We start from the raw sequence: 21,865 nt of genomic DNA on the forward strand, positions 1-21,865 counted from the left end.
TTTAAATGTTCAATTGCATGAACTTAATTTTAATATAAACAATATGAATAAGCAATATGATAGAAGATTAAATTTTCTGTATTTTCCAGAAAAACAATGTATAATAAGAATATAATTCGAAAACCGAAAGGAAGATAAAATATATGGCATTACCTTTAAGAAGCGAAGTAGATGTGAATTACACATGGGACTTAACGGATTTATGTAAAAATGACGACGAAGCAAAAGAGAAATGTGTTGCTTTAAAAGAAGAAATTCAAGCATTTAACTCAAAGTTTGAAGGCAACTTAAACGACGTTGACACTGCAGTCGATGCAATTGATGCGTATCGTTCACTATTAGAGCAACTCGTAGTTGTTAGTACATATTCGAGTTTAAAACTATCGAGTGACCAAAGCGATGCTGAAGCACAAAAACTTTCTAGCGTTGTCGGTACGACGTCTACTCTATTTTCAACAGAGACATCATTTTTAACGAGTGATTTACTAAGTAAAGATGAAGAATTTTTAACTCAAATAAAAGAGAATAAAGAAGAATATACAGGTTATATCGATCACTTACTACGTTTTAAACCGTATCAACTCGATCCAAAAGTTGAAAAAGCACTCGCTAGTTTTAGTAATGTCTTTAGTGGACCATACGAACTGTATTTAAAAACGAAATTACTCGATTTAGACTTCGGTTCGTTTACTGTGGACGGTAAAGAGTACCCACTTTCTTATTTATCATTTGAAGGTGAATTAGAATCACACCGTGACGAAGAAGTTCGTCGTACAGCATTTAGACAATTTAGCGACGTACTAAGAAAATATGAGCATACGACGGCTGCGACATATGATTTACATTTGAAAAAAGAAAAAGCAGAAGCAGACTTACGTGGATTCGATTCAGTCATCGACTACCTACTCCATGATCAAGAAGTGCCACGTGAGTTATATGACCGTCAAATTGACACGATTATGAAAGATCTTGCGCCACATATGAGACGCTATGCTAAACTTTTACAAAAAGAAAACAATATCGAACATATGAAATTTGAAGACTTAAAAATTTCACTTGATCCAGATTCAGAACCAGAAATTACAATTGATGAGTCTCGTAAATATATACTCGACGGCTTAAGCGTTATGGGAGAAGACTATATAAACATGATCAACCGTTCATACGATGAACGCTGGATTGATTTTGTATCGAATAAAGGTAAATCAACAGGTGCATTTTGTTCGAGCCCATATGGTGTACACCCGTATATTTTAATTACGTGGACGTCACTTATGGAAGAAGTATTCGTTCTTGCACATGAACTTGGTCACGCAGGGCACTTCTATAATGCAAATAGAGAAAACAATATTTTCGATACACGCCCTTCTCTATACTTTATAGAAGCACCATCAACATTAAACGAAATGTTAATGGCAAATCACTTATTAAAAACAAGTGATAACGATAAATTTAAGCGCTGGGTCATTAGTTCTATTATTTCTAGAACGTATTACCATAACTTTGTGACACACTTACTTGAAGCCGCATATCAGCGTGAAGTGTACAAAATGGTCGATAACTACGAAACAGTAACCGCTGCAGATTTAAATCGAATTAAACGTGAAGTACTAGAGGAATTCTGGGGTGATGATGTAGAAATCACTGAAGGTGCTGAACTTACATGGATGAGACAACCACACTACTATATGGGATTATATCCATACACGTATTCTGCAGGACTTACGATCTCAACAGAAGTATCTAAGCGAATTTTAAACGAAGGACAACCAGCAGTGGATGACTGGTTAGAAGTATTAAAACTCGGTGGTAAGAAAAATGCAGTAGAACTTGCAAAACATGCAGGTGTTGATATTACAACAAGTGAACCACTTGATAATACAATTAATTATATCGGTGAACTCATCGACGAATTAGAAAAATTATCATAATTACACTACCCCTTTAGACAAACTAAAGGGGTATTTGATTTCATCAACTAATTTTAATATAATTGACCTACTCAATTATATTAGGTGATGTTATGGATAATAAATTAAAAGAGACGATTAATGATTTTTTACAGTTTTATGAAATCCTTAATCACAGTCAGAACCCTACTAAAATTGGTTTAACAAAAGCTGAAGTAGATGTAATTGACTATGTCGGTCAAAATGAGCAAGTCACTGCACGTCAAATCGAGAAAGCACTGCATATAGATAGAGGATTTTTAAGTCGAACAATCAAAAGTCTTGTTAATAAACAGTTAATCGATCGTTTGCAGTCAAAACACGATAAGCGAAGTTTTGTTTTAAAGCTAACTAAAGATGGAGATGTAAAGAGAAAACAAATTGAAATAGAACAAGAACAGTCATTTACTGAAACGTTCAAACATCTATCCGAAGAGGAAAAAGAATTATTCAATGATGCATTATTAAAAGTCATTAAAATTTATAACAAAGAAGCATTAAATGTAGAGTCAGTAGAAAAGAAGAAAATAGATAATGATATAAAATCGTTTGATAAAGAGGATAAAGTGTGGCAAACGAGTGATGGTGCTACCCTACTCTATAAAAAACACGATGAATGGATGGCTGAATTGATACTTTCTGAAAATTTACTGAAGGAAGATGCGTTAAATGCAATTTTAAAAAATGTTATATCATATGCATATGATGACTATGCGAACCACTTATATGTCAATGTGCCTAAAGAAGCTAATTACGAGAGCGTATTAGAAAAACATGACTTTTTTGAAACAGAAAATCAAGATGATCATATTCGATATGACTTATTCTTATAAAAGTTAACATAATATTATTGGTGTAAACAAAAAGAGCGCTTATTCGCGCTCTTTTTTAATGTATGTGCCTTTTTTATCTTGAGTAATTCTACCATCTTTCATTAAGCTACCTAATGCGCGCTTAAAGCTCGCTTTAGACATGTTAAATATCGATTTAATATCTTCTGGCGATGATTTATCGTTATAGACCATCGATCCGCCATTAAGAAGTAAATACTCGTAAATTTCATCAGCATCGGTATCTATCTTTTTGTAAGCTTTTTCGATAAATGAACCGTTCACTTCGTTATGCTCATTAAATCCAATGACTCTTACTTTTACAGCTTCACCGAGTCTTGGCTCTTCTTTTCGTTCTGATTCATGGACGAATACTTTGTATCCATCGTCAGCTAATAAGAATGTACCAACCTTTAATAAGCGGTAAGGTCTTGCGTTTAACCATGTGTTACGGTGCGTTTTAAACGCTTCTTCATCAAACGGTTGTGACATCTCTCTTGCTTCTGTCTCTGTAATTAATCGACCGTATATTTGGTTGTCACTTTCTACACGTAAAGTTGCCATCACTTTATCGCCAGGTTTTGGCCAAACTTTTTTAAGTTTTGGTAAATCTTCATAAGGGATTAAAAAATCTTTCGGTGCGTCGATATCGATGTACACACCGTCATACGTCACTTCACTCACTGGTACGAAATCAAATTTGTCTCGAGTAATTTTTGGAATGACTGGAGAAGCGAATAACTCTCCACGCGTATTTGGATATATGAATACCGCAACGTCCTGTCCGACTTCATACTCCTCTTGTTGTAATGATTTGTTCATACGAATTACTTCATCGTCTTCAGTTTTAAAGTATAACGTTGACCCCTCTACTCTATCTAACGTTAAAAATTGAGTCGTTCCTGATAATCTCTTCATAAAATCTCCTAATCGTCGTTATAATATATTAATCATAGCATATGTATAGTATAATTACGTGTAATAATAATTAAGGAGAATGCACATGTTACAAGTTAGTGATGTGAGTTTACAATTTGGAGATAGAAAATTATTTGAAGATGTAAACATAAAATTTACACCGGGTAACTGTTATGGACTTATTGGTGCAAACGGTGCAGGTAAATCGACGTTTTTAAAGATCTTATCTGGAGAAATCGATTCTCAAACGGGTCATGTAACGATGGGACCAAATGAACGTATGGCGTTTTTAAAACAAGACCATTATCAGTACGAGGATGAGACAGTTTTAGACGTTGTATTAATGGGACACGAAGAGTTATGGCAAATTGCAGAAGAGAAAAATGCGATATACATGAAACCAGACTTTAATGATGAAGATGGTATGCGCGCAGCTGAGCTCGAAGCGTTATATGGTGAAAAAGGTGGATATACTGCAGATAGTGATGCTGAAAACTTATTGCACGGTTTAGGTATTGATCAGGATCTCGTTAATAAAAAGATGTCTGAACTAGAAAACAGCCAAAAAGTAAAAGTATTACTCGCACAAAGTTTATTTGGTAACCCAGACGTGTTACTACTCGACGAGCCGACGAACGGTTTAGATATTAAAGCGATCCAGTGGTTAGAAGAGTTTTTAATCAACTTTGAAAACACTGTAATCGTCGTATCACACGACCGTAACTTCTTAAATAACGTCTGTACACATATCGCAGACTTAGATTACGGTAAAATTCAAATTTACGTTGGGAACTATGACTTCTGGTATCAGTCAAGTAAACTGGCTAAAGAGTTAATGCAAGAACAAAACAAGAAAAAAGAAGAACGTATCGCTGAGTTAAAAGAGTTTATTGCGAGATTTAGTGCAAACGCTGCAAAATCGAAACAAGCGACGAGTCGTAAAAAGATGCTCGAAAAAATTGAACTCGATGATATTAAACCGTCAAGCAGACGTTATCCATACGTTGGATTCACGCCAGAAAGAGAAATTGGGAACGATCTTTTACAAGTTAAAAATTTATCACACTCTATTGATGGAACTGAAATTTTAAAAGATGTAAACTTTACAATTAACCCGAACGACAAAGCGGTTATCGTTGGAGATAGTGAAATTCAAAAGACAGTTCTACTCGACATTTTAGCAGGCGTCATTGAACCTGACGAAGGTGAAGTCATTTGGGGTGTAACGACGACACAGACGTATATGCCTAAAGATAATAGTGAGTACTTTGAAGGCGTAGAATTATCACTCGTTGACTGGCTAAGACAATACGCACCTGAAGACGAACAAACAGAAACGTTTTTACGTGGTTTCTTAGGACGTATGTTATTTAGCGGTGAAGAAGCAAAAAAACACGCACACGTTCTTTCAGGTGGAGAAAAAGTACGAGCAATGCTGTCTAAAATGATGTTATCTAAAGCGAACGTTTTACTACTCGATGAACCGACAAACCACTTAGACTTAGAAAGTATTCAAGCGGTGAACGATGGTCTCATTAAGTTTAAAGGATCGATTTTATTTACATCACATGACTTTGAATTCATCAACACGATCGCAAACCGAGTCATTGAACTAAACGAAGTCGGAGCAATGACTAAAGAAACATCTTACGAAGAATACTTAATTGACAAAGGTATTTTAAACAAATATTAAACAAAAGAACCTCTACCAGTTGGTAGAGGTTCAATTTATATTGAAAGCTATTAGTATTATAATTTAACTACGTTTGTCGCTTGTGGACCACGGTCGCCTTCAACGATTTCGAATTCAACTGCTTGGCCTTCTTCAAGAGATTTGTAACCTTCCTCTTGAATTGCTGAGAAGTGTACGAATACGTCATCTTCTCCTTCGATTTCGATAAAGCCAAAACCTTTTTCAGCGTTGAACCATTTTACGTTACCTTGTTTCATTTAAAAAATCCTCCAAAAATATGTTCAATATTCAAATAAATATCGACAGTCATATTATATATCAATGAAAGCGTTTGTGTAAAGACCTACTTAAAAAGTGTAACATTTATTTCATTTCTAATATCGTATCATTTTCTAACGCGATTAAAGAGTGATATATTTGTACATCATCATCACAATCTTCGCAGTATTGAATCTCACAACAATTAAAAAATGCTGGGATATGATACTTTCCGATTTTTACGGATGTATATTTGTCCTGTAATAATTGATAGATTTCATCATATTTGATTTTCATCGTTGGATAATCATTAAATATGAACGACTCTGTAACATCATCCCTCCACTCTTCAAATAACCACCAACCTTCATAATCGGCTGTAATTATGACTATTTCATACATATGAACACCCCATTTTAAGTCAATGTTCTAGTGAGTTTATTATAGTCCTATTATTCGCAAATTCAAGGACAAAGACTTATAATTATAGTAAGAGATAAATGAATGGAGAAGTTTTATGAAGGATTACCTGACACATTTGTACGGCGTGTTGATTGCGAGTCCTGTTGCGCTTATTACGTGGCTAATGTCGTTAATGGTGTTCGATTTAGCGACTTTAACGTCAGCGATCGCAACGAGTGTTGCTGCACTCTTAACGTATGTTACAACACAGCAATTTACGTTACAAAAGTATTTAAACGAACACGAGCTTGCACGCAGTGAATATAAATATATAAAACAAGAGTTAAAGGTCGCTAAGGGAAAACAGAAGCGGCTTTTAAATACCTTTAAAAAGATTAGAAATTTAAATGATATTAAACTTATCTTTGATATAAATAGAGTCGTACGCGCGATTATGAAACGTGTAGAAAACGAACCTAAACTATTTTATAATGGTTTACAATTCTTTCACTCTAATTTAGATTCAGCGGTAAACATGGTCGAAATATATTTAGATTTATATCGTTTACCAGGTAAAACGAAAGAAGAAAAAATTGAACTCAATACGGCAAGGTTACGCCTACTCGATTTAAAACGAAATTTAGAACTCGATTTATCAGAAATAAACAAACGAGATTATGAGCGGCTTAAAATAGAGCGTGATGTATTAAAACGCACCGAAGGAAATAATAGAAAAAGACAGTTAGAAATGAAGGAAGATGAACGCCTTCCTGACTTTTCAAAAGTGATTCAAGAGAAAGAAAAAGCAGGTGAATATATTGACAGAAAGTAATAAAAAAGATGAATTATTAAACAACCCTTTTCAACCCGTTACGGAGTTACAAAAAGAAGAACACTCACAAAATGTGACAACAACATTTAAAGATGATGAATTTACAGCAGAAGAATTAAAACAGATAGAAACGATCAAAAATCAAATACAACCACTCGACAACGATGCACTCATTTCATATGGTGCGAACGCTCAATCCCAACTGTCACAGTTTTCTCACGATATGTTAAATCAAGTACAATCTAAAGAGATAGGACCTGTTGGAGACTCTTTAAAACAGTTGATGAGTAAATTAAAAGAAATTGATCCAGAACAATTAACGAAGCAAAATAAGAATGTATTTCAGCGTATGTTTGGTAAAGTCAATCGATCAGTAAATGAATTACTCGCTAAACATAAAGGTGTTGCGAGTCAAGTAGATAGAATTAGTGTACAACTGGAAAACTCAAAAGATTTACTCGTTAGAGATGTTCAATTATTAGACAATCTCTATGAAGAAAATAAAGCGTATTTTGAAGCGCTAAACATTTATATACGTGCTGCAGAGCTTAAAAAGAATGAAATTGAGACAGAAACACTACCTGAGTTAAGACAGCGCGCAACAGTGTCTAACAATCAAATGGCAACGCAAGATGTAAACGATATGATTCAGTACATGAATCGATTAGATAAACGTATTCACGATCTTAAATTATCTCGACAAATTACGTTACAATCTGCGCCACAAATTCGTATGATTCAAAATATTAACCAGTCACTCGCTGAAAAAATTCAAAGTTCGATTTTAACATCTATCCCACTGTGGAAAAACCAATTGGCGATTGCGTTAACATTACTAAACCAAGAATCGGCGTCAAAAGCACAAAAAGCTGTAACGGACACGACGAATGAATTGTTAAGTAAAAATAGTGAGATGTTAAAACAAAACGCACTCATGACAGCAGAAGAAAACGAACGCGGTATCGTAGATATCGAAACGCTTAAATACACGCAAGAAAACCTACTTGAGACGATTGAAGAAACGTTACGCATTCAAACAGAAGGTAAAGCAAAACGTCAAGCTGCTGAAAAAGAATTACTTCAAATGGAAGAAGAACTTAAAACTCGCCTATTAGATATAAAAGATAGATACAAATAAAAGGAAAGGAGTCCCCTCCTTTCCTTTTTTCTATTCATATACAATTTTTTCTTGTTTTGAACCGAGTATATATCCGATGATATAACCGATAACTAATAATGGAATCCATTCAAACTGTGTAGAGAATAATGGTAAACTTTCTAATACTTGAAGCGGTAGCTTTTCTAATGCTGCTACTCCAAAATATTCTGATCGATACACGACTGCAAGAATTGAAACAACCGAAATTAGGTATACTGGAACTTGCATTGAAAGCTTTGGTGATGGTACAAAATACGTGATAATTACTAACGCTACGACAGTCATTGCGATTGGATATAAGATCATAAGTACTGGAACTGACCCTTGGATAATTGTACTTAAACCTTGGTTAGCAAGTACTAATGATACGAGTGTCCAAATTGCTGCCCATGCTTTATAACTTAATTTAGGGATTAATTTATTGAAATACTCTGCAACTGCTACGATTAATCCGACACAAGTTGTTAAACAAGCAAGGAATACAATCGTTGCTAGTATAAATACTCCAAATCCTCCAAGAACATCTTCAGCTACAAACGTTAAAATATAAGTTCCTAAGTTTTGACCTTCAGGTAATGCTCCAGGTAAAGCAACTCTGTTACCAATCCATGCGAGTGATACATAAATCACTCCAAGTAATGATGCGGCAATGAGTGCAGATTTAATTGTTCCATTAAGTAAATCTTTTTTATCTGTGAATCCGAGTCCACGTATTGCATTTATAACGATTAAACTAAATACAAGTGCTGCAATTGCATCCATCGTTAAATAACCTTCTGTAAATCCTACTGAAAAGGCGTTCTTTTCTAAAAATGCACCAGCCGTTGGATTTGGCGTTAAACCTAAGTAGCTCACAATACCCATAACGACTAATAAAATAATAGTAATTAATAAAATAGGTGTTAATGCCTTACCAATAGTATCTACCAGATATCCTGGCTTTAAAACAATTAAGAAAACAATAACAAAATATAACACCGAGAAGATGAGTAAACTTAATGAGCTTGTACCACTTAAGTATGGTAATACTGACATTTCATACGCAGTTGTTGCCGTTCTCGGAATCGCAAAGAATGGTCCAATTGTTAAAAAGATAGCGACCATAAATACGACTGAGAACCACTTACTTATATGATTAAGTGACTCATCGTACCCACCTTTTGAAATGGCACCTGCAATGACTGCAATGAGTGGTAACCCTACTCCAGTAATTACAAATCCTAATGTTCCAATCCAAAAGTGATCGCCGCTTTCATGTCCGATTGACGGTGGGAAAATTAAGTTTCCGGCCCCGAAGAACATCGCGAACAGCATGAATCCTACGACAAATACATATTTAGTATTCATTTCTAAACCTCCAAAAAATTAATTTATCTTTTTGCATAAACAACATATTACATGACTTAATTCATTATGTCTATATGTTTTTCGAATTATCAGAAAACTTTTTTTAAAAAATTAAGATGTGCTTAACGCACATCTTAAACTTCTTCAAAATATTCTTTATAATAGCCGCCGACTTTATTAGAATTATCGATGACAAACAAATATTCTTCAGTTTCATTAACGACTTTATACGTTTTACCAACTGTTAACATATCAGATACTTTAAACTTTTTTGCATCTGTATGAACGACTTTGACATCTTTAATATGATTATCTTTCCAAGTTTCGTGTAACATATATTCTCTCCTTAAAAAGAAAGAGGTGCATATTGCACCTCTTCTATTAACCTTCTAATAGTAAGTCTTCAGGGTTTTCAATTAATTCTTTAATTGTTTTTAAGAATCCAACAGACTCAGCACCATCAATGATACGGTGGTCGTAACTTAATGCGACATACATCATTGGACGAATTTCTACTTTACCATCTACTGCTACTGGACGTTGTTGAATCGTGTGCATACCTAAGATTGCAGCTTGAGTGCCGTTAATAATCGGCGTAGACATTAATGAACCGAATACTCCACCATTTGTAATTGTGAATGATCCACCTGTCATTTCATCAAGCGTTAATTTCTTATCGCGTGCACGTGTCGCAACATCGATAATATCATTTTCAATTTCAGCAAAGTTTTTACGGTCACAATCTCTAATTACTGGTACAAGTAGTCCCTCATCAGTTGATACTGCAATCGCAATATCATAGAACTGTTTGTAAACTAAATCTTTACCGTCGATTTCAGCGTTAACTGCTGGATATTTTTTAAGTGCAGCGACTACAGCTTTTGTAAAGAATGACATGAAGCCAAGTTTCGTTCCGTCATTTCTTTCCATAAACTGATCTTTTTTACGTTTACGTAAATCCATAACAGCAGACATGTCGATTTCGTTAAACGTCGTTAACATTGCTGTAGATTGAGAAACTTCTAATAGACGATTTGCAATCGTTTGACGACGACGTGACATCTGTTCACGCACTACAGGTTTTTCAAAAGTAGCTTGTTCTTTAACTTCTGGTTTTGCTTGTTCTGCCTTAGGTGCTTCTTTAGGCGCGTTGACATGATTATTAACGTCATGTGAACGTACTAGACCTCTTGGATCTGCAGCGTTAATGTCAGCTAAGTCGATGCCTTTTTCACGTGCTAATTTACGCGCTGAAGGCGTTGCAACGATTTGTGAATCTTCTTTAGATTCAACTACTGTTTCTTCTTTAACTTCTTCTTTTTTCTCTTCTTTAGCTTCTTCTGCTTTAGTCTCTTCTCTTTTAGGTGCACCACTGCCTTCACCAACTACAGCAACAACTTGTCCGACTTCAACAGTGTCTCCTTCTTCAGCTTTCACTTCAGAAATTACACCATCTTCTTCACTGACAATTTCAACGTTGACTTTGTCAGTTTCAAGTTCTAAAACAGCTTCCCCTTTTTCAACACTGTCTCCAACTTTTTTAAACCAAGTCGCAATCGTACCTTCTGTAATCGATTCTGCGAGCTCTGGAACGATAATTTCACTCATTCTCTATCTTCTCCTCTTATTTCAATGCTTCTTTAATGATTCTATCTTGAATTAATTTATAAATACCTGCGTTTCCTTCTGCAGGAGATGCACTTTCGTTTCTTCCAACATAGCTTAAAGCGATTTTGTCATCGAGTAGATCGCGTAAGTACGGTTCTACGAAACGATATGAACCTTGGTTTTTAGGCTCCTCTTGTACAAATCTAACTTCTTCTAATTTTGGTAGAGTACTTAGAACTTCTTTAATTTCTTTCTCTGGGAATGGATATAGTTGCTCTAATTTAATTAATAACTTAGAAGTGTCTTCTTCTTTTTTAAGATTTTCTTCTAGTTCAACTGCTACTTTACCACTAGCGATTAAAACCGTTTTAACTGATTTAGGCTTTTCGTTATTATAAATGATTTCTTTAAATGTACCATTTACAAACTCTGAAACTGGTCTAGATGCTGTTTGGTTTCTTAGTAAACTTTTCGGTGAAGTAAGTACTAATGGACGCATTAAATCAGTGTTTAAGTTTTGTGCTTGTCGTCTTAATAGATGGAAGTAGTTCGCACTTGATGATAAGTTCGCCACGATCATGTTGTTTTCTGCACATAACTGTAAGAATCTTTCAATTCTTGCACTTGAGTGTTCAGGACCTTGTCCTTCTTGTGCATGAGGAAGTAACATCGTTAAGCCTGTCGTTTCTCCCCATTTAGAATGCGCTGCAGAAATAAACGTATCAATGATTGGCTGTGCCATGTTTACGAAGTCACCGTATTGTGCTTCCCAAATTGTTAAGACGTCTTTATTTTGAACGTTATAACCATATTCATATGCTAATGCTGCAAGTTCTGATAACGGTGAGTTATAAATATCAAATGATGCTTTCGCGTCACTAATATTTTTTAACGGTGTATATTTTTCTCCGCTTTCAGGATCATGTAACACAGCGTTACGGTGTGCGAACGTACCACGTTCTGCATCTTCACCTGTAAAGCGAATTGGTGTACCGTCTTGAAGTAATGTAGCAAACGCAAGTGCTTCAGCGTGACCCCAGTCGATACCAGCTGAGTCATCTTCAAATGCTAACTTTCTTCTTTCTAAAACTTTAGAAAGTCGTTTGAATACCTCAAAATCACCGTTATAAGTTAATAATTCTTCAGTAATTTTTTCTAAACGTTCTTTCGTAATCGTTTCGTCAGCTTCGTTTTTCTGTTTACCGAACACGAATTCAGGATGTTCGATTTCACCACTTACAATCGTATCGTTTTTATCGATTTTATCGTGTGCTGAACGAATTTCTTTTTCAACATTATCAATAATTTCTGATTTTTGGTCTTTAGAAATTACTGATTCCTCAACTAATTGATCACCATATAAGTGTTCAATTGTTGGATAGTTTTTAATTTCATTGTAAAGCATTGGGTTCGTTGTCATTGGTTCATCCATTTCGTTATGCCCCATTCGACGGTATCCGATGAGGTCGATAACGATATCACGGTTGAATGTTTGACGGTATTCAAATGCTAGTTCAATTGCTTTTAATACATATTCTGGTTTGTCGTTGTTAACGTGTAATACAGGGATATCAAATCCTTTTGCGATATCACTTGAGTAAAGCGTTGAACGACCGTCCCATTCTTCTGTTGTGAATCCGATACGGTTATTCGTAATGATGTGAATAGAACCACCGACAGTGTAACCATTTAGGTCACTCATGTTCATTGCTTCAGGGTTTACACCTTGAGCTGGAAACGCAGCGTCTCCATGAACAACTACTGCAAATGATGCATTTTTGTCTTGTACACTTTCGCCGGCTACATCGTTTTGTTCTTGTGCTGCACGTGTTTTACCTTGTACGACAGGTCCAACGATTTCTAAGTGAGACGGATTATTAGCAAGTGTAACTGTTTGCTCAAGATCGTTATCATTTAATGTTTTAACCCCACCGAGGTGATATTTAACGTCTCCCATCCAACCGTTAGTAATTGCTAGAGATTCATCAGTTGGTAAGAATTTCATAGCGTCCGTTGACATGAATTCACTTAACATCATTTCGTATGGTTTTTGTAATACATGAGTTAAGACGTTTAGGCGTCCACGGTGTGCCATCCCAATTTGAAGGTGTTGTAATTTATCTTCGGCCATTTTCTTAAGTAGATGATTTAACATCGGTACTAAAGAGTCTACACCTTCAATAGAGAAACGTTTTGCTCCTACGAAGTTTTTTTGTAAATATTTTTCGAAACCTTCAACTTTTGATAATTCTTTAAATAGTGCTATTTTTTGATCGTTATCATAATTCGGTTGCCCTTTTGTTTCTGTATACTTTTTGAACCATTCTCTTTCTTCTTCGTTGTTAATGTGTGAGAATTCAAAGGATAATGGTGAAGTATACGTATCTTTTAAATGATGAATCGCATCGAGTGCATTATCAAAAGTATCTACTAAATATGGACTAATCGTTTCAACAGAAACGTTTTTAAGATCCTCTTCAGTAAATCCATAACTTTCAAAACTGAAATCAGGTTTGTTTTTAATTTCAGGAGGATACACCGGATAAACGTCAGCCACTAAATGACCGTAAGTACGAATATCAGTTACCCACTTAATAATGTTCTCTAATTTGCTACTTGAGCTACCTGTTCTCGGAGCGCTAAATTGAGTATCATTGTTTAAAATTGACTCAAATAAAATTTGCATCTCCTCAGAAACACTATTCGGGTCCTCTAAATACATATCGTAGTATTCTAAGATTAACCCAAGGTTTGTTCCGAAACTAACAGGCGCGTGATCATACGCCTTCTCTTTCATATAAGACACCTCTTCTGTGTATTTGTTACTCGCTATAAGTTTACCATTTTAAAGCTATCCTTTAAAGTAAATGACCTGTCTTAAGCGATATAATTTTACTTTAAAGGAAATTCAATATGAATTGTCGTTCCTTCATTAATTTTACTTGTGATATACACGTTTCCACCGTTTGCTTCAATAATTTTTTTAGCAATCGATAATCCAAGTCCATTACCACCGAGTTCACGACTTCTTGATTTATCGACTCTATAAAAACGGTCGAAGACTTTATTGACCTCTTCTTTAGGAATCCCGACTCCTTTGTCAGATATTTCAATTTTAATTTTATTACTCATTTGTTTAGATACGATATGAATTGATTTATTTTTATTATCGTATTTTACGGCATTATCTAGGAAGATAACGAGTATTTGTTCAAACTGATGCTGACTTATAGCGTAATATAAATCATCTTTTAAATCAGTAGTAAATGTATAAGACGGATGAAGTTGCCTCATCGCATTGACGCGACTTAAAATTTCATTGTTTAAATCAATTGGCTCAAGGACGAGTTTTTGTTTGTTTTCATTTTTTGTTAACTCTAACAATTCTTCAATTAATTTAGTAATACGCCCCATCTCATCGATAGAAATTTGAAGTGACTCTTCAAGTACCGCTTTATCATTTTTACCCCATCGGTTTATTAAATTTAAATGCCCTTGAACGATCTGTAGAGGCGTACGTAGTTCATGTGATGCATCTTCTACAAATTGCTTTTGCTGATTAAATGACTCTTCAAGTGTATCCATCATTTTGTTAAATGAAACAACCATGTAATCAATTTCTGATAAATTCGTTCGTAAATCGAGACGTTCAGAAAACCCGTTATTTTCAACGTACTGAAGTTGCTTTGTAAATCGGTATATTGGACGTACCATTTGTCCAGAAATAAAGTAACTAATGACAGATGTCACGGATATCGACATAAATGCGATAATCGTTGCGATAATAATTATCATTTGTAAAATTGTATAATACTCTTGCATCGGGTGAATGATTGCAATATATCCATTCCAATATTCTGATTCTATCATGACAGTTTTTACGATATATTTTTTGTCATTGATTTCCATCGGATAAAAATCCGGGTTAATAATTTGTTCACGTGGTACATTATAAGACTGATCCTTACTCGGCCAACGGTACACTTCTTCACCGCTCATCGTAAAGAGTACAAATTTTTGATTATCATAAAGACTCGTATAAATTTCGCGTTCAGTAATCGCGTTGATCGGTGTCGTTGAATACAAAGAATATAATTCAGAGGCGCTTCTATCAGCTGCACGGTACTGTAAATCTTTTAAATATATACTCGTTGCATAAATTAAGAACGTACTGAACATAATAAAAGAACCCGTGATTATCAAAATTGCTAACCGCATCCACCTTGATCTTAGAGAGGTTTTCATTCTCGAATCACATACCCAACACCCCGAACAGTTTCGATAATTTTATCGAGGTCATATTGTTTGAGCTTATTTCGTAAATAACGAATGTAAACGTCAACGACGTTCGTTTCAACTTCGTTATCGTATCCCCAAATTTGATCTAGAATCGTCTCACGTTTTAATACAATATTCTCGTTTTCAATGAGTAATCGTAATAATTCGAATTCTGTTTTTGTTAAGTCTAGTTCTGTTTCATTGACGAGTACTTTATATGCTGATAAATCAATTGTTATACCGTTTGATTCTAATATATTCGACTCGTGTACTTTTCTGCGTCTCATAATGACGCGAATGCGTGCGAGTAGCTCTTCAATTTCAAATGGTTTAACGATATAATCGTCTGCGCCATAATCTAAGCCAATTACCTTTTCATATGTTGTATCTTTTGCTGTAATCATAATAATTGGTGTGTCTTTTTCTTTTCTAATTTTACGACATACTTCTAATCCGTTTAACTCTGGCAACATTAAATCGAGTAATATACAGTCGTAATCTTTGTCTAAAGCATGTTCTAGCCCACTTAATCCGTCGAACGTTACTTCTACGTCATAGCCTTCATAAGTGAGTTCAAGCTCTAGAAAACGTGCTAAATTTTGTTCATCTTCGACAACTAAAATGTTTGGCATCGTCTCACCTCAAGTTAACTATATCATTTTGAATATTATCTCTAAAATTATCATAAAAAATACTCCGATTAAAGCAAAAACTTTAACCGGAGTTCTATTACACACCAGAAACTTTACCTGGAGTATCATTACTATAGCTTTGTTGTCGTATGATTAAGTTCTTTTTCACTTCTGGCCATTCATCATCAATTATTGAGTATACGACTAAGTTTCTAGGTATGCCATGGAGTGCACGTTCTTTTCTTAAGACTCCTTCTTTTGTAAATCCGAGTCTCTCGATTGCTTTATTTGAACGCACATTTCTTTCATCAGCACGAATTTGAACACGCATCATACCCATTACTTCAAAACAAAATTCGAGCAGTAAAAACTTTGAGTCAGAGTTGACAAAAGTACGTTGTGCACTCGTTCCAAACCAACTGGCACCAATTTCACAACTTTGTCGTTCATAGTCGATATGCTGAATTCTTGTACTACCGAGCACTTCATCTGTTGATTTTAAAATGACGACAAACGGAATTGCCTGCATGTTATTGCGTGAATCTATTGCACTTGAGACCCATTCAGTCATCTGCTCTTCAGTGATAGCTTGATATAACATATACGTCCATATACTTTCATGGTTTACCTTTTGTAAATCTTTTGCGTGGGACAACTGCATCGGAATTAATTTAATTCTGTCATTCTCAAGAGTGATTGATTCATATAAATGAGTAATCAATAGATCCACCTACTTCATGAATTATTTTATATCTTTAAATTTTCCATGGAATATCCATGATACTAAAGAAACTGTCGCTGCTCCGATTGCCATGCCTGCGAGAACGTCTGTTGGAAAATGGACGCCGAGATATACGCGTGACGAGCAAATAAGTAAAATTGCGACAGCACAAAGTGCATACAGTACAGCTTTATGATTTAAATTCGTATGTTTTATTAACACCATCAAACTTCCGAAAAATATGGTCGAACCGAGACTGTGTCCACTTGGAAAACTAAATCCACCAATTTCAATTAAGCGTAAAAACGCCGGACGCTCTCTGTCGAATGAATGTTTCAGAACAGGAATTAAAATGCTAGACATTAACATTGAGACGACCAAAAACAATGCGTGAATGTTCATTCTGTATAACAGTAAAATCGCAATGACAATGATTGAGAGAATAATCATTGAGATGACTTCACCGAGTTGAGTGACCCCTAAAAATAATGCAGTTGTTAAAAAACTTTCTGACGCATAGATAAACTCATACACTTCGCGGTCGATAAAACGACCGACACGTGATTCGTGAAACACTGCAATCACACCAAATATTAGAGTAAATACGATAAACAGTGATATTTTCTTGGCACGACTCATATTTACTCCTCCTTAAGTAGATGTTCTGTTAAGCGTTTTGGTGTCATCCCCGCTGTAAATGTCTCCATATTTTTAATGTATTTTAGTTTATTATTTTCGATTTTCATAATATTGTCAATGATTCGTTTTGGAGTTATGGATTCATCTTCAAGAGTTTCAGCATAACCTTTACTTTTAAAGTACTCAGCGTTTTCGATTTGATCTCCGCGGCTTTGAGATAACGGTAATGGGATTAAAAGCATCGGTTGCTTAAGGAGTAGTAATTCGTATATAACGTTTGCTCCACTACGTGAAATCACGACGTCAGAAATTTTATAGAAATGTGCGAGTTCATGTTGTACGAATTCGTATTGACGATAGTTAGGATGACTAATATCTTCACGCATATTATCTGGCCCTGTTATATGAATGACTTGGTATTGGTCTACAAAAGTATCTAAATGGTTATGCACTAAATCGTTTATAGATTTTGCCCCTAAACTCCCTCCGATAAACATAATTGTCGGTTGATTCGGATCTAGTCCAGTAATGTTCTCTGCAATCTCTTTACTACCATGTAGCAATTCTTCACGAATGACAGGTCCTACATACTCAGATTTATTTGAATCGACAAAGTTTAACGTCTTTTCGAAAGTGACAAATATCTTTTTAGCAAATTTACCAGCAATTTTATTCGCTAGTCCTGGAGAAATATCTGACTCATGAATATAGACGGGTATATTCAAACTTTTTGCTGCGAGTACAACTGGTACTGACACAAAACCACCTTTTGAAAAGACGAATTTCGGTTGTAACTTTTTTAATATACGTCTCGCATCAAAAATGCCTTTTGTCACCTTAAATACATCTTTAATATTTTCAAATGATAAATAGCGTCGTAACTTACCACTTGAAATGCTGTAGTATTCGATACCGGATTTTTCGATAATTTCTTTTTCAATACCTGTTTTAGATCCGATATAATATGGCTTTACGTTATCATTTAACAGTTCTGGTGCGATTAACGTATTTAACATGACGTGACCGATTGTTCCTCCACCTGTTAATACGACTACATCATCATTTAATTTCATATGTATCCTCTTTCTTTAAATAATGATAAACACCATGCATATGCACGGTGTTTATATGAATTATTCATCCTCTTGATTTGAACGTTTACGAGAATCATCGACAGGAATGTACTTAGACTCTTCTTTCATTTCTTTTGTAATATCTTCTTTAGACTTTTCGCCTTTAATATAATCTAATAGATAATCGTATTGAGTGTCATTATCTTGGATGTGCTCACGAATATCTTTCATTAATTGAGCTGTCGTATCCCCTGTAACGATACCATTTTCATCTAAGTTATTGTCTTTTTGATAATTTTTAACAGCGTCTGTTAAATTAGCGTCAAAGACGTTATCCATTGTTTCTATGTTATAACCTAACGCTTCTAACATCACTTTAATCGTAATAATATCATCGTTCTCTTGTGTTTCAATATAGGCATCTTCTCTATCTAAGAACTTCACTCGATAGAAATCTGGATTGTTAATTACAAAGTCAGGTTCGATACCTTTTTCGTGAATCCAGTCGCCATTTGGTGTTAACCATTTCGTGTTCGTATATTTAACTAATGATTGATCTTTGAATTCACTCGTTCTTTGTACGATACCTTTACCAAATGATTTCGTACCGACGATTTCAGCTTTCGTTAAATCTCGCATCGCTCCAGCAAATACTTCACTCGCACTTGCTGAACCTTCATTAAGTAAAATATAGATGTTGTCAAAGTCATCTTCTTTTACTAATCGATCATTTTCAGCATATATCTCTTCACGGTCACCATTTTTATGCTCGAGATATAAGACGAGTTCGCCTTTATCTACGAAGAAATTAATCATCTCAACAGCTTCGTTTAATAGACCACCTGGGTTTGAACGAAAATCTAGTACGACGTCTTTAACTTTTTTCTCTTTAGCATCCTCAAGTGCAAGCTTTAATTCTTTCGCAGTGTCTTGTTGGAATCGATTTATACTAATATGTGAAGTATCATCTTTTATTTCTGAAGTTACACTATCGATATGAATTTTTTCACGAGTAATAACGAGGTCAAATGGTTTGTCAGAACCTCTTTGAATCGTTAACGTGACATCCGTACCCTCTTCACCACGAATAAGTTGAACAGCTTCGTGTGAAGACCAACCTTTAATTGACTCTCCGTCAATTGCGAGTATTTTATCTCCAGGCTGAACGCCTGCTTTTTCCGCTGGCGAGCCTTTCATTGGACTTGAGACGATAACGTTTTGATCATCTTGCATAATTTCAGCACCAATACCGTAAAATTCGCCGGTAATTGATTCTTCAAAATCAGCTGTTTCGTCTGCTTGCATGTATTCACTATATGGATCGTTTAAACCATTCACCATACCTTTAATCGAAGATTCAATTAAATGTTTTTTGTCAACGTCTGTATAATATTCTGAAGATAGAGTGTCGTACACGTTATATAATTTAACGAACTCTTGTCTCGTATCAGTTCCGACGTTTACTGCGCGTTCCGTTTTTCCACCTAAACTTAGTGCGGTAATTAATACAGAGAGAAAAATCGTCGTTAGTATGATGACGATAAACCAGAATATATTTAAACTGACTTTTAAACGATGACTACTTTTTGGTATTTCGTTGTTCACAGTTTCACCTAATTTCTAATATTACAATGATTCTGCAAATGGAAGAGCAGCATCTAATGCAATTTCAATCATCTCATTAAATGTCGTCTGTCTTTCCATTGCTGAAGTTTCCTCACCTGTTATTACGTGGTCAGATACTGTTAAAATACTCAGCGCTCTTGCGTTATATTTTTTAGCAATTGTAAATAATGCGCTTGACTCCATCTCTAACGCAAGTACACCGTATTCTGCAAGTTGTTCGATGTTTCCTTTTTCATCGTAAAATGAATCAGCTGTAAATACGTTACCGACAATCGCGTTCGTTCCGCGTTTCGTTGCTTCATTGTAAGCGGACGCGAGTAATTCAAAGTCTGAAGTCGGTGCATAACTGATATTATTAAATAATTTCGTGTTTTGACTAGAATCAGTCGATGCACTTTGAGCGATAATTAAATCACGTACATTAATATCTTCTTTAATCGCACCACAAGTACCAACACGAATTAAGTTTTTAACTCCGTAATCACGCATTAACTCATGGACATAAATAGAGATAGAAGGAATTCCCATTCCTGTACCCATAACAGAAATTCTTTTTCCTTTATATGTTCCAGTAAAACCGAACATGTTTCTTACTTCATTAAATTGTGTAACATCTTCTAAAAATGTTTCTGCAATGTATTTTGCACGTAACGGATCTCCTGGTAGTAAAATAGTTTCTGCAATGTCGCCTTGTTTTGCACCAATATGAATGCTCATGTTCATCCTCCTAATATTTTAACCAATTTTCATATTCTTCAAATAAAGTATCAAACGTGTGTAATGACGCACCGTCGTATGGTGTTTTTTCTAGATAGTCTGAAATATTATTATAGTCAGTAGAAAATTTGGGGAAATCTAAATCATTCACTACGTGTGTAGCGAACACTCCGCTTTCACTCTTTTCACCGACTTTTGTTTTCATAAACTGATAAAAAGAATAACTTTTCATAGTATCACTCAAACAATGTTAAATACTTTTCGTAATCTGTATCTTTTAACTCTTCTTTTGGAATAAAAGTTAATGCAGCAGAGTTAATACAATATCTCATTCCCCCTGATTCGACAGGGCCATCATTAAATACATGACCTAAATGTGAATCAGACGTATCGCTACGTACTTCAATACGACGCATTCCAAATGAATCATCAAAATGTTCAGAGACAGATTCATCGATTGTACGTGTAAATGATGGCCAACCACATCCAGCATCATATTTATCCGTCGAACTAAACAATGCTTGACCGGATAATTTATCGACGTATATACCCGCTTCAGTGTGCTGATCATACTCATTTTGAAACGGTGGTTCAGTACCATTTTCTTTCATGACGTGATATTCCATTTCAGTGAGTTCAGAAATGTCTTTTTTCATTAGTTTTCACTCCAATGTTTCTCAATAAACCCTTTACGACCAGAACCTTTATAAAACGCATTATAATGTGCACTGTTTTTCTTATAAAAATCTTGATGATAATCTTCTGCTGCATAAAAGTTCTTATACGGTAACACAGGTGTAATCACAGGATCGTTAAATACTTTTGAATCGTTTAATTCATCGATATATTTCTCTGCTTCTTCTTTTTGAGTGTCATCATGATAAAAGACAGCAGGCATATACATCGATCCACGGTCACCGAATTGTCCATCATTATCTGTTGGGTCAAATGTTTTAAAGAACACTTCTAAAATTTCACGGTATGAAATAACATCTGGATCAAAATCAATTTGTACCGCTTCTGTATGACCTGTTGTACCAGATCCAACCTCTTCATATGTCGGATTTTCTTTGTGGCCGTTTGAGTAGCCACTTGTTACTGAATTTACACCATCGTATTGGTCGAATGGTTTAACTAAACACCAAAAACAACCACCTGCTAATGTCGCTTTTGCCATCATATC

General features: G+C 35.0%; 22 protein-coding genes. 5 read left to right on the forward strand and 17 right to left on the reverse strand.

Annotated features, from left to right (window positions below; translation table 11 throughout):
• Positions 1 to 143 precede the first annotated feature (143 nt).
• Both pepF and BBS29_RS05810 read left to right on the forward strand, forming a co-directional pair.
• Complete coding sequence (pepF, locus tag BBS29_RS05805; RefSeq protein ID WP_068130035.1) at positions 144 to 1,931, forward strand: oligoendopeptidase F; 1,788 nt, start codon at positions 144 to 146, stop codon at positions 1,929 to 1,931.
• A 92-nt stretch (positions 1,932 to 2,023) separates the two neighbouring features.
• The gene (locus tag BBS29_RS05810; protein ID WP_068130038.1) at positions 2,024 to 2,782 is read left to right on the forward strand and encodes a MarR family winged helix-turn-helix transcriptional regulator; all 759 of its coding nucleotides are present in this window, start codon (positions 2,024 to 2,026) and stop codon (positions 2,780 to 2,782) included.
• 39 nt (positions 2,783 to 2,821) lie between these two features.
• Here the strand turns inward: BBS29_RS05810 and BBS29_RS05815 are convergent, their stop codons facing one another.
• A complete protein-coding gene (locus BBS29_RS05815; RefSeq protein ID WP_068130040.1) occupies positions 2,822 to 3,697 on the reverse strand; it encodes a CvfB family protein in 876 nt (291 codons plus the stop codon).
• Positions 3,698 to 3,782: 85 nt separating this feature from the next.
• Here BBS29_RS05815 and BBS29_RS05820 point away from each other — a divergent pair, with 85 nt between their 5' ends.
• Positions 3,783 to 5,390 carry an ABC-F family ATP-binding cassette domain-containing protein gene (locus tag BBS29_RS05820; RefSeq protein ID WP_040928094.1) on the forward strand — a complete coding sequence of 536 codons (1,608 nt, stop codon included), beginning with the start codon at positions 3,783 to 3,785 and terminating at the stop codon, positions 5,388 to 5,390.
• Between the two features lie 56 nt (positions 5,391 to 5,446).
• Here BBS29_RS05820 and BBS29_RS05825 read toward each other — a convergent pair whose 3' ends face one another.
• Positions 5,447 to 5,647: a cold-shock protein gene (locus tag BBS29_RS05825; protein ID WP_040928095.1), complete on the reverse strand. Its 201-nt coding sequence runs from the start codon at positions 5,645 to 5,647 to the stop codon at positions 5,447 to 5,449.
• A gap of 106 nt (positions 5,648 to 5,753) precedes the next feature.
• A complete protein-coding gene (locus BBS29_RS05830; RefSeq protein WP_068130041.1) occupies positions 5,754 to 6,050 on the reverse strand; it encodes a DUF1033 family protein in 297 nt (98 codons plus the stop codon).
• A 115-nt stretch (positions 6,051 to 6,165) separates the two neighbouring features.
• Here BBS29_RS05830 and BBS29_RS05835 point away from each other — a divergent pair, with 115 nt between their 5' ends.
• On the forward strand, positions 6,166 to 6,882 hold the full coding sequence (locus tag BBS29_RS05835) for a 5-bromo-4-chloroindolyl phosphate hydrolysis family protein (protein ID WP_068130046.1): 717 nt from the start codon (positions 6,166 to 6,168) through the stop codon (positions 6,880 to 6,882).
• Positions 6,869 to 8,020, forward strand: coding sequence for a toxic anion resistance protein (locus tag BBS29_RS05840; RefSeq protein WP_068130049.1), 1,152 nt, complete (start codon positions 6,869 to 6,871; stop codon positions 8,018 to 8,020). Before BBS29_RS05835 ends, BBS29_RS05840 begins: the two co-directional genes overlap by 14 nt.
• 30 nt (positions 8,021 to 8,050) lie before the next feature.
• Here the strand turns inward: BBS29_RS05840 and brnQ are convergent, their stop codons facing one another.
• The 14 genes from brnQ to msrA form a co-directional block, all read right to left on the reverse strand.
• Positions 8,051 to 9,388, reverse strand: coding sequence for a branched-chain amino acid transport system II carrier protein (gene brnQ / locus BBS29_RS05845; RefSeq protein WP_068130051.1), 1,338 nt, complete (start codon positions 9,386 to 9,388; stop codon positions 8,051 to 8,053).
• 134 nt (positions 9,389 to 9,522) lie between these two features.
• Entirely contained in the window at positions 9,523 to 9,723 is a 201-nt protein-coding gene (locus BBS29_RS05850; protein WP_040928100.1) for a DUF6501 family protein, read from the reverse strand.
• Positions 9,724 to 9,769: 46 nt separating this feature from the next.
• Positions 9,770 to 10,996, reverse strand: a complete 1,227-nt coding sequence (gene odhB / locus BBS29_RS05855) for a 2-oxoglutarate dehydrogenase complex dihydrolipoyllysine-residue succinyltransferase (RefSeq protein ID WP_068130053.1) — start codon at positions 10,994 to 10,996, stop codon at positions 9,770 to 9,772.
• Between the two features lie 16 nt (positions 10,997 to 11,012).
• A complete protein-coding gene (locus BBS29_RS05860) occupies positions 11,013 to 13,793 on the reverse strand; it encodes a 2-oxoglutarate dehydrogenase E1 component (RefSeq protein WP_068130057.1) in 2,781 nt (926 codons plus the stop codon).
• A 95-nt stretch (positions 13,794 to 13,888) separates the two neighbouring features.
• Entirely contained in the window at positions 13,889 to 15,214 is a 1,326-nt protein-coding gene (locus tag BBS29_RS05865) for a sensor histidine kinase (protein WP_257009091.1), read from the reverse strand.
• 23 nt (positions 15,215 to 15,237) lie between these two features.
• Positions 15,238 to 15,906, reverse strand: coding sequence for a response regulator transcription factor (locus BBS29_RS05870; protein ID WP_068130063.1), 669 nt, complete (start codon positions 15,904 to 15,906; stop codon positions 15,238 to 15,240).
• Positions 15,907 to 16,003: 97 nt separating this feature from the next.
• Entirely contained in the window at positions 16,004 to 16,627 is a 624-nt protein-coding gene (locus BBS29_RS05875; RefSeq protein WP_083286822.1) for a GNAT family N-acetyltransferase, read from the reverse strand.
• A gap of 21 nt (positions 16,628 to 16,648) precedes the next feature.
• Complete coding sequence (locus BBS29_RS05880; protein ID WP_040928105.1) at positions 16,649 to 17,266, reverse strand: phosphatase PAP2 family protein; 618 nt, start codon at positions 17,264 to 17,266, stop codon at positions 16,649 to 16,651.
• Positions 17,267 to 17,268: 2 nt separating this feature from the next.
• Entirely contained in the window at positions 17,269 to 18,339 is a 1,071-nt protein-coding gene (locus tag BBS29_RS05885) for an undecaprenyldiphospho-muramoylpentapeptide beta-N-acetylglucosaminyltransferase (protein ID WP_068130066.1), read from the reverse strand.
• A 60-nt stretch (positions 18,340 to 18,399) separates the two neighbouring features.
• Positions 18,400 to 19,944, reverse strand: a complete 1,545-nt coding sequence (locus BBS29_RS05890) for a S41 family peptidase (protein ID WP_068130069.1) — start codon at positions 19,942 to 19,944, stop codon at positions 18,400 to 18,402.
• 21 nt (positions 19,945 to 19,965) lie between these two features.
• Positions 19,966 to 20,682, reverse strand: coding sequence for a purine-nucleoside phosphorylase (gene deoD / locus BBS29_RS05895; protein WP_068130073.1), 717 nt, complete (start codon positions 20,680 to 20,682; stop codon positions 19,966 to 19,968).
• Positions 20,683 to 20,692: 10 nt separating this feature from the next.
• A complete protein-coding gene (locus tag BBS29_RS05900) occupies positions 20,693 to 20,914 on the reverse strand; it encodes a YozE family protein (protein ID WP_068130076.1) in 222 nt (73 codons plus the stop codon).
• Positions 20,915 to 20,918: 4 nt separating this feature from the next.
• The gene (msrB, locus tag BBS29_RS05905; RefSeq protein ID WP_068130080.1) at positions 20,919 to 21,338 is read right to left on the reverse strand and encodes a peptide-methionine (R)-S-oxide reductase MsrB; all 420 of its coding nucleotides are present in this window, start codon (positions 21,336 to 21,338) and stop codon (positions 20,919 to 20,921) included.
• A complete protein-coding gene (msrA, locus tag BBS29_RS05910) occupies positions 21,338 to 21,859 on the reverse strand; it encodes a peptide-methionine (S)-S-oxide reductase MsrA (protein WP_068130086.1) in 522 nt (173 codons plus the stop codon). The genes msrB and msrA overlap by 1 nt, the downstream gene beginning before the upstream one ends.
• Positions 21,860 to 21,865: the final 6 nt, after the last annotated feature.

It is taken from the genome of Nosocomiicoccus ampullae (assembly GCF_001696685.1).
GTDB classification, from domain to species: domain Bacteria; phylum Bacillota; class Bacilli; order Staphylococcales; family Salinicoccaceae; genus Nosocomiicoccus; species Nosocomiicoccus ampullae_A.

Bases quoted from the DNA above. Each gene is read 5' to 3' on its own strand.
- BBS29_RS05835 (WP_068130046.1), top strand. From the start codon at position 6,166: ATGAAGGATTACCTGACACATTTGTACGGCGTGTTGATTGCGAGTCCT.
- msrB (WP_068130080.1), bottom strand. From the start codon at position 21,338: ATGAAAAAAGACATTTCTGAACTCACTGAAATGGAATATCACGTCATG.
- BBS29_RS05865 (WP_257009091.1), bottom strand. From the start codon at position 15,214: ATGCGGTTAGCAATTTTGATAATCACGGGTTCTTTTATTATGTTCAGT.
- BBS29_RS05815 (WP_068130040.1), bottom strand. From the start codon at position 3,697: ATGAAGAGATTATCAGGAACGACTCAATTTTTAACGTTAGATAGAGTA.
- BBS29_RS05860 (WP_068130057.1), bottom strand. From the start codon at position 13,793: ATGAAAGAGAAGGCGTATGATCACGCGCCTGTTAGTTTCGGAACAAAC.
- msrA (WP_068130086.1), bottom strand. From the start codon at position 21,859: ATGGCAAAAGCGACATTAGCAGGTGGTTGTTTTTGGTGTTTAGTTAAA.
- BBS29_RS05885 (WP_068130066.1), bottom strand. From the start codon at position 18,339: ATGAAATTAAATGATGATGTAGTCGTATTAACAGGTGGAGGAACAATC.
- brnQ (WP_068130051.1), bottom strand. From the start codon at position 9,388: ATGAATACTAAATATGTATTTGTCGTAGGATTCATGCTGTTCGCGATG.
- pepF (WP_068130035.1), top strand. From the start codon at position 144: ATGGCATTACCTTTAAGAAGCGAAGTAGATGTGAATTACACATGGGAC.
- BBS29_RS05820 (WP_040928094.1), top strand. From the start codon at position 3,783: ATGTTACAAGTTAGTGATGTGAGTTTACAATTTGGAGATAGAAAATTA.
- deoD (WP_068130073.1), bottom strand. From the start codon at position 20,682: ATGAGCATTCATATTGGTGCAAAACAAGGCGACATTGCAGAAACTATT.
- BBS29_RS05870 (WP_068130063.1), bottom strand. From the start codon at position 15,906: ATGCCAAACATTTTAGTTGTCGAAGATGAACAAAATTTAGCACGTTTT.
- BBS29_RS05850 (WP_040928100.1), bottom strand. From the start codon at position 9,723: ATGTTACACGAAACTTGGAAAGATAATCATATTAAAGATGTCAAAGTC.
- BBS29_RS05900 (WP_068130076.1), bottom strand. From the start codon at position 20,914: ATGAAAAGTTATTCTTTTTATCAGTTTATGAAAACAAAAGTCGGTGAA.
- BBS29_RS05810 (WP_068130038.1), top strand. From the start codon at position 2,024: ATGGATAATAAATTAAAAGAGACGATTAATGATTTTTTACAGTTTTAT.
- odhB (WP_068130053.1), bottom strand. From the start codon at position 10,996: ATGAGTGAAATTATCGTTCCAGAGCTCGCAGAATCGATTACAGAAGGT.
- BBS29_RS05830 (WP_068130041.1), bottom strand. From the start codon at position 6,050: ATGTATGAAATAGTCATAATTACAGCCGATTATGAAGGTTGGTGGTTA.
- BBS29_RS05880 (WP_040928105.1), bottom strand. From the start codon at position 17,266: ATGAGTCGTGCCAAGAAAATATCACTGTTTATCGTATTTACTCTAATA.
- BBS29_RS05825 (WP_040928095.1), bottom strand. From the start codon at position 5,647: ATGAAACAAGGTAACGTAAAATGGTTCAACGCTGAAAAAGGTTTTGGC.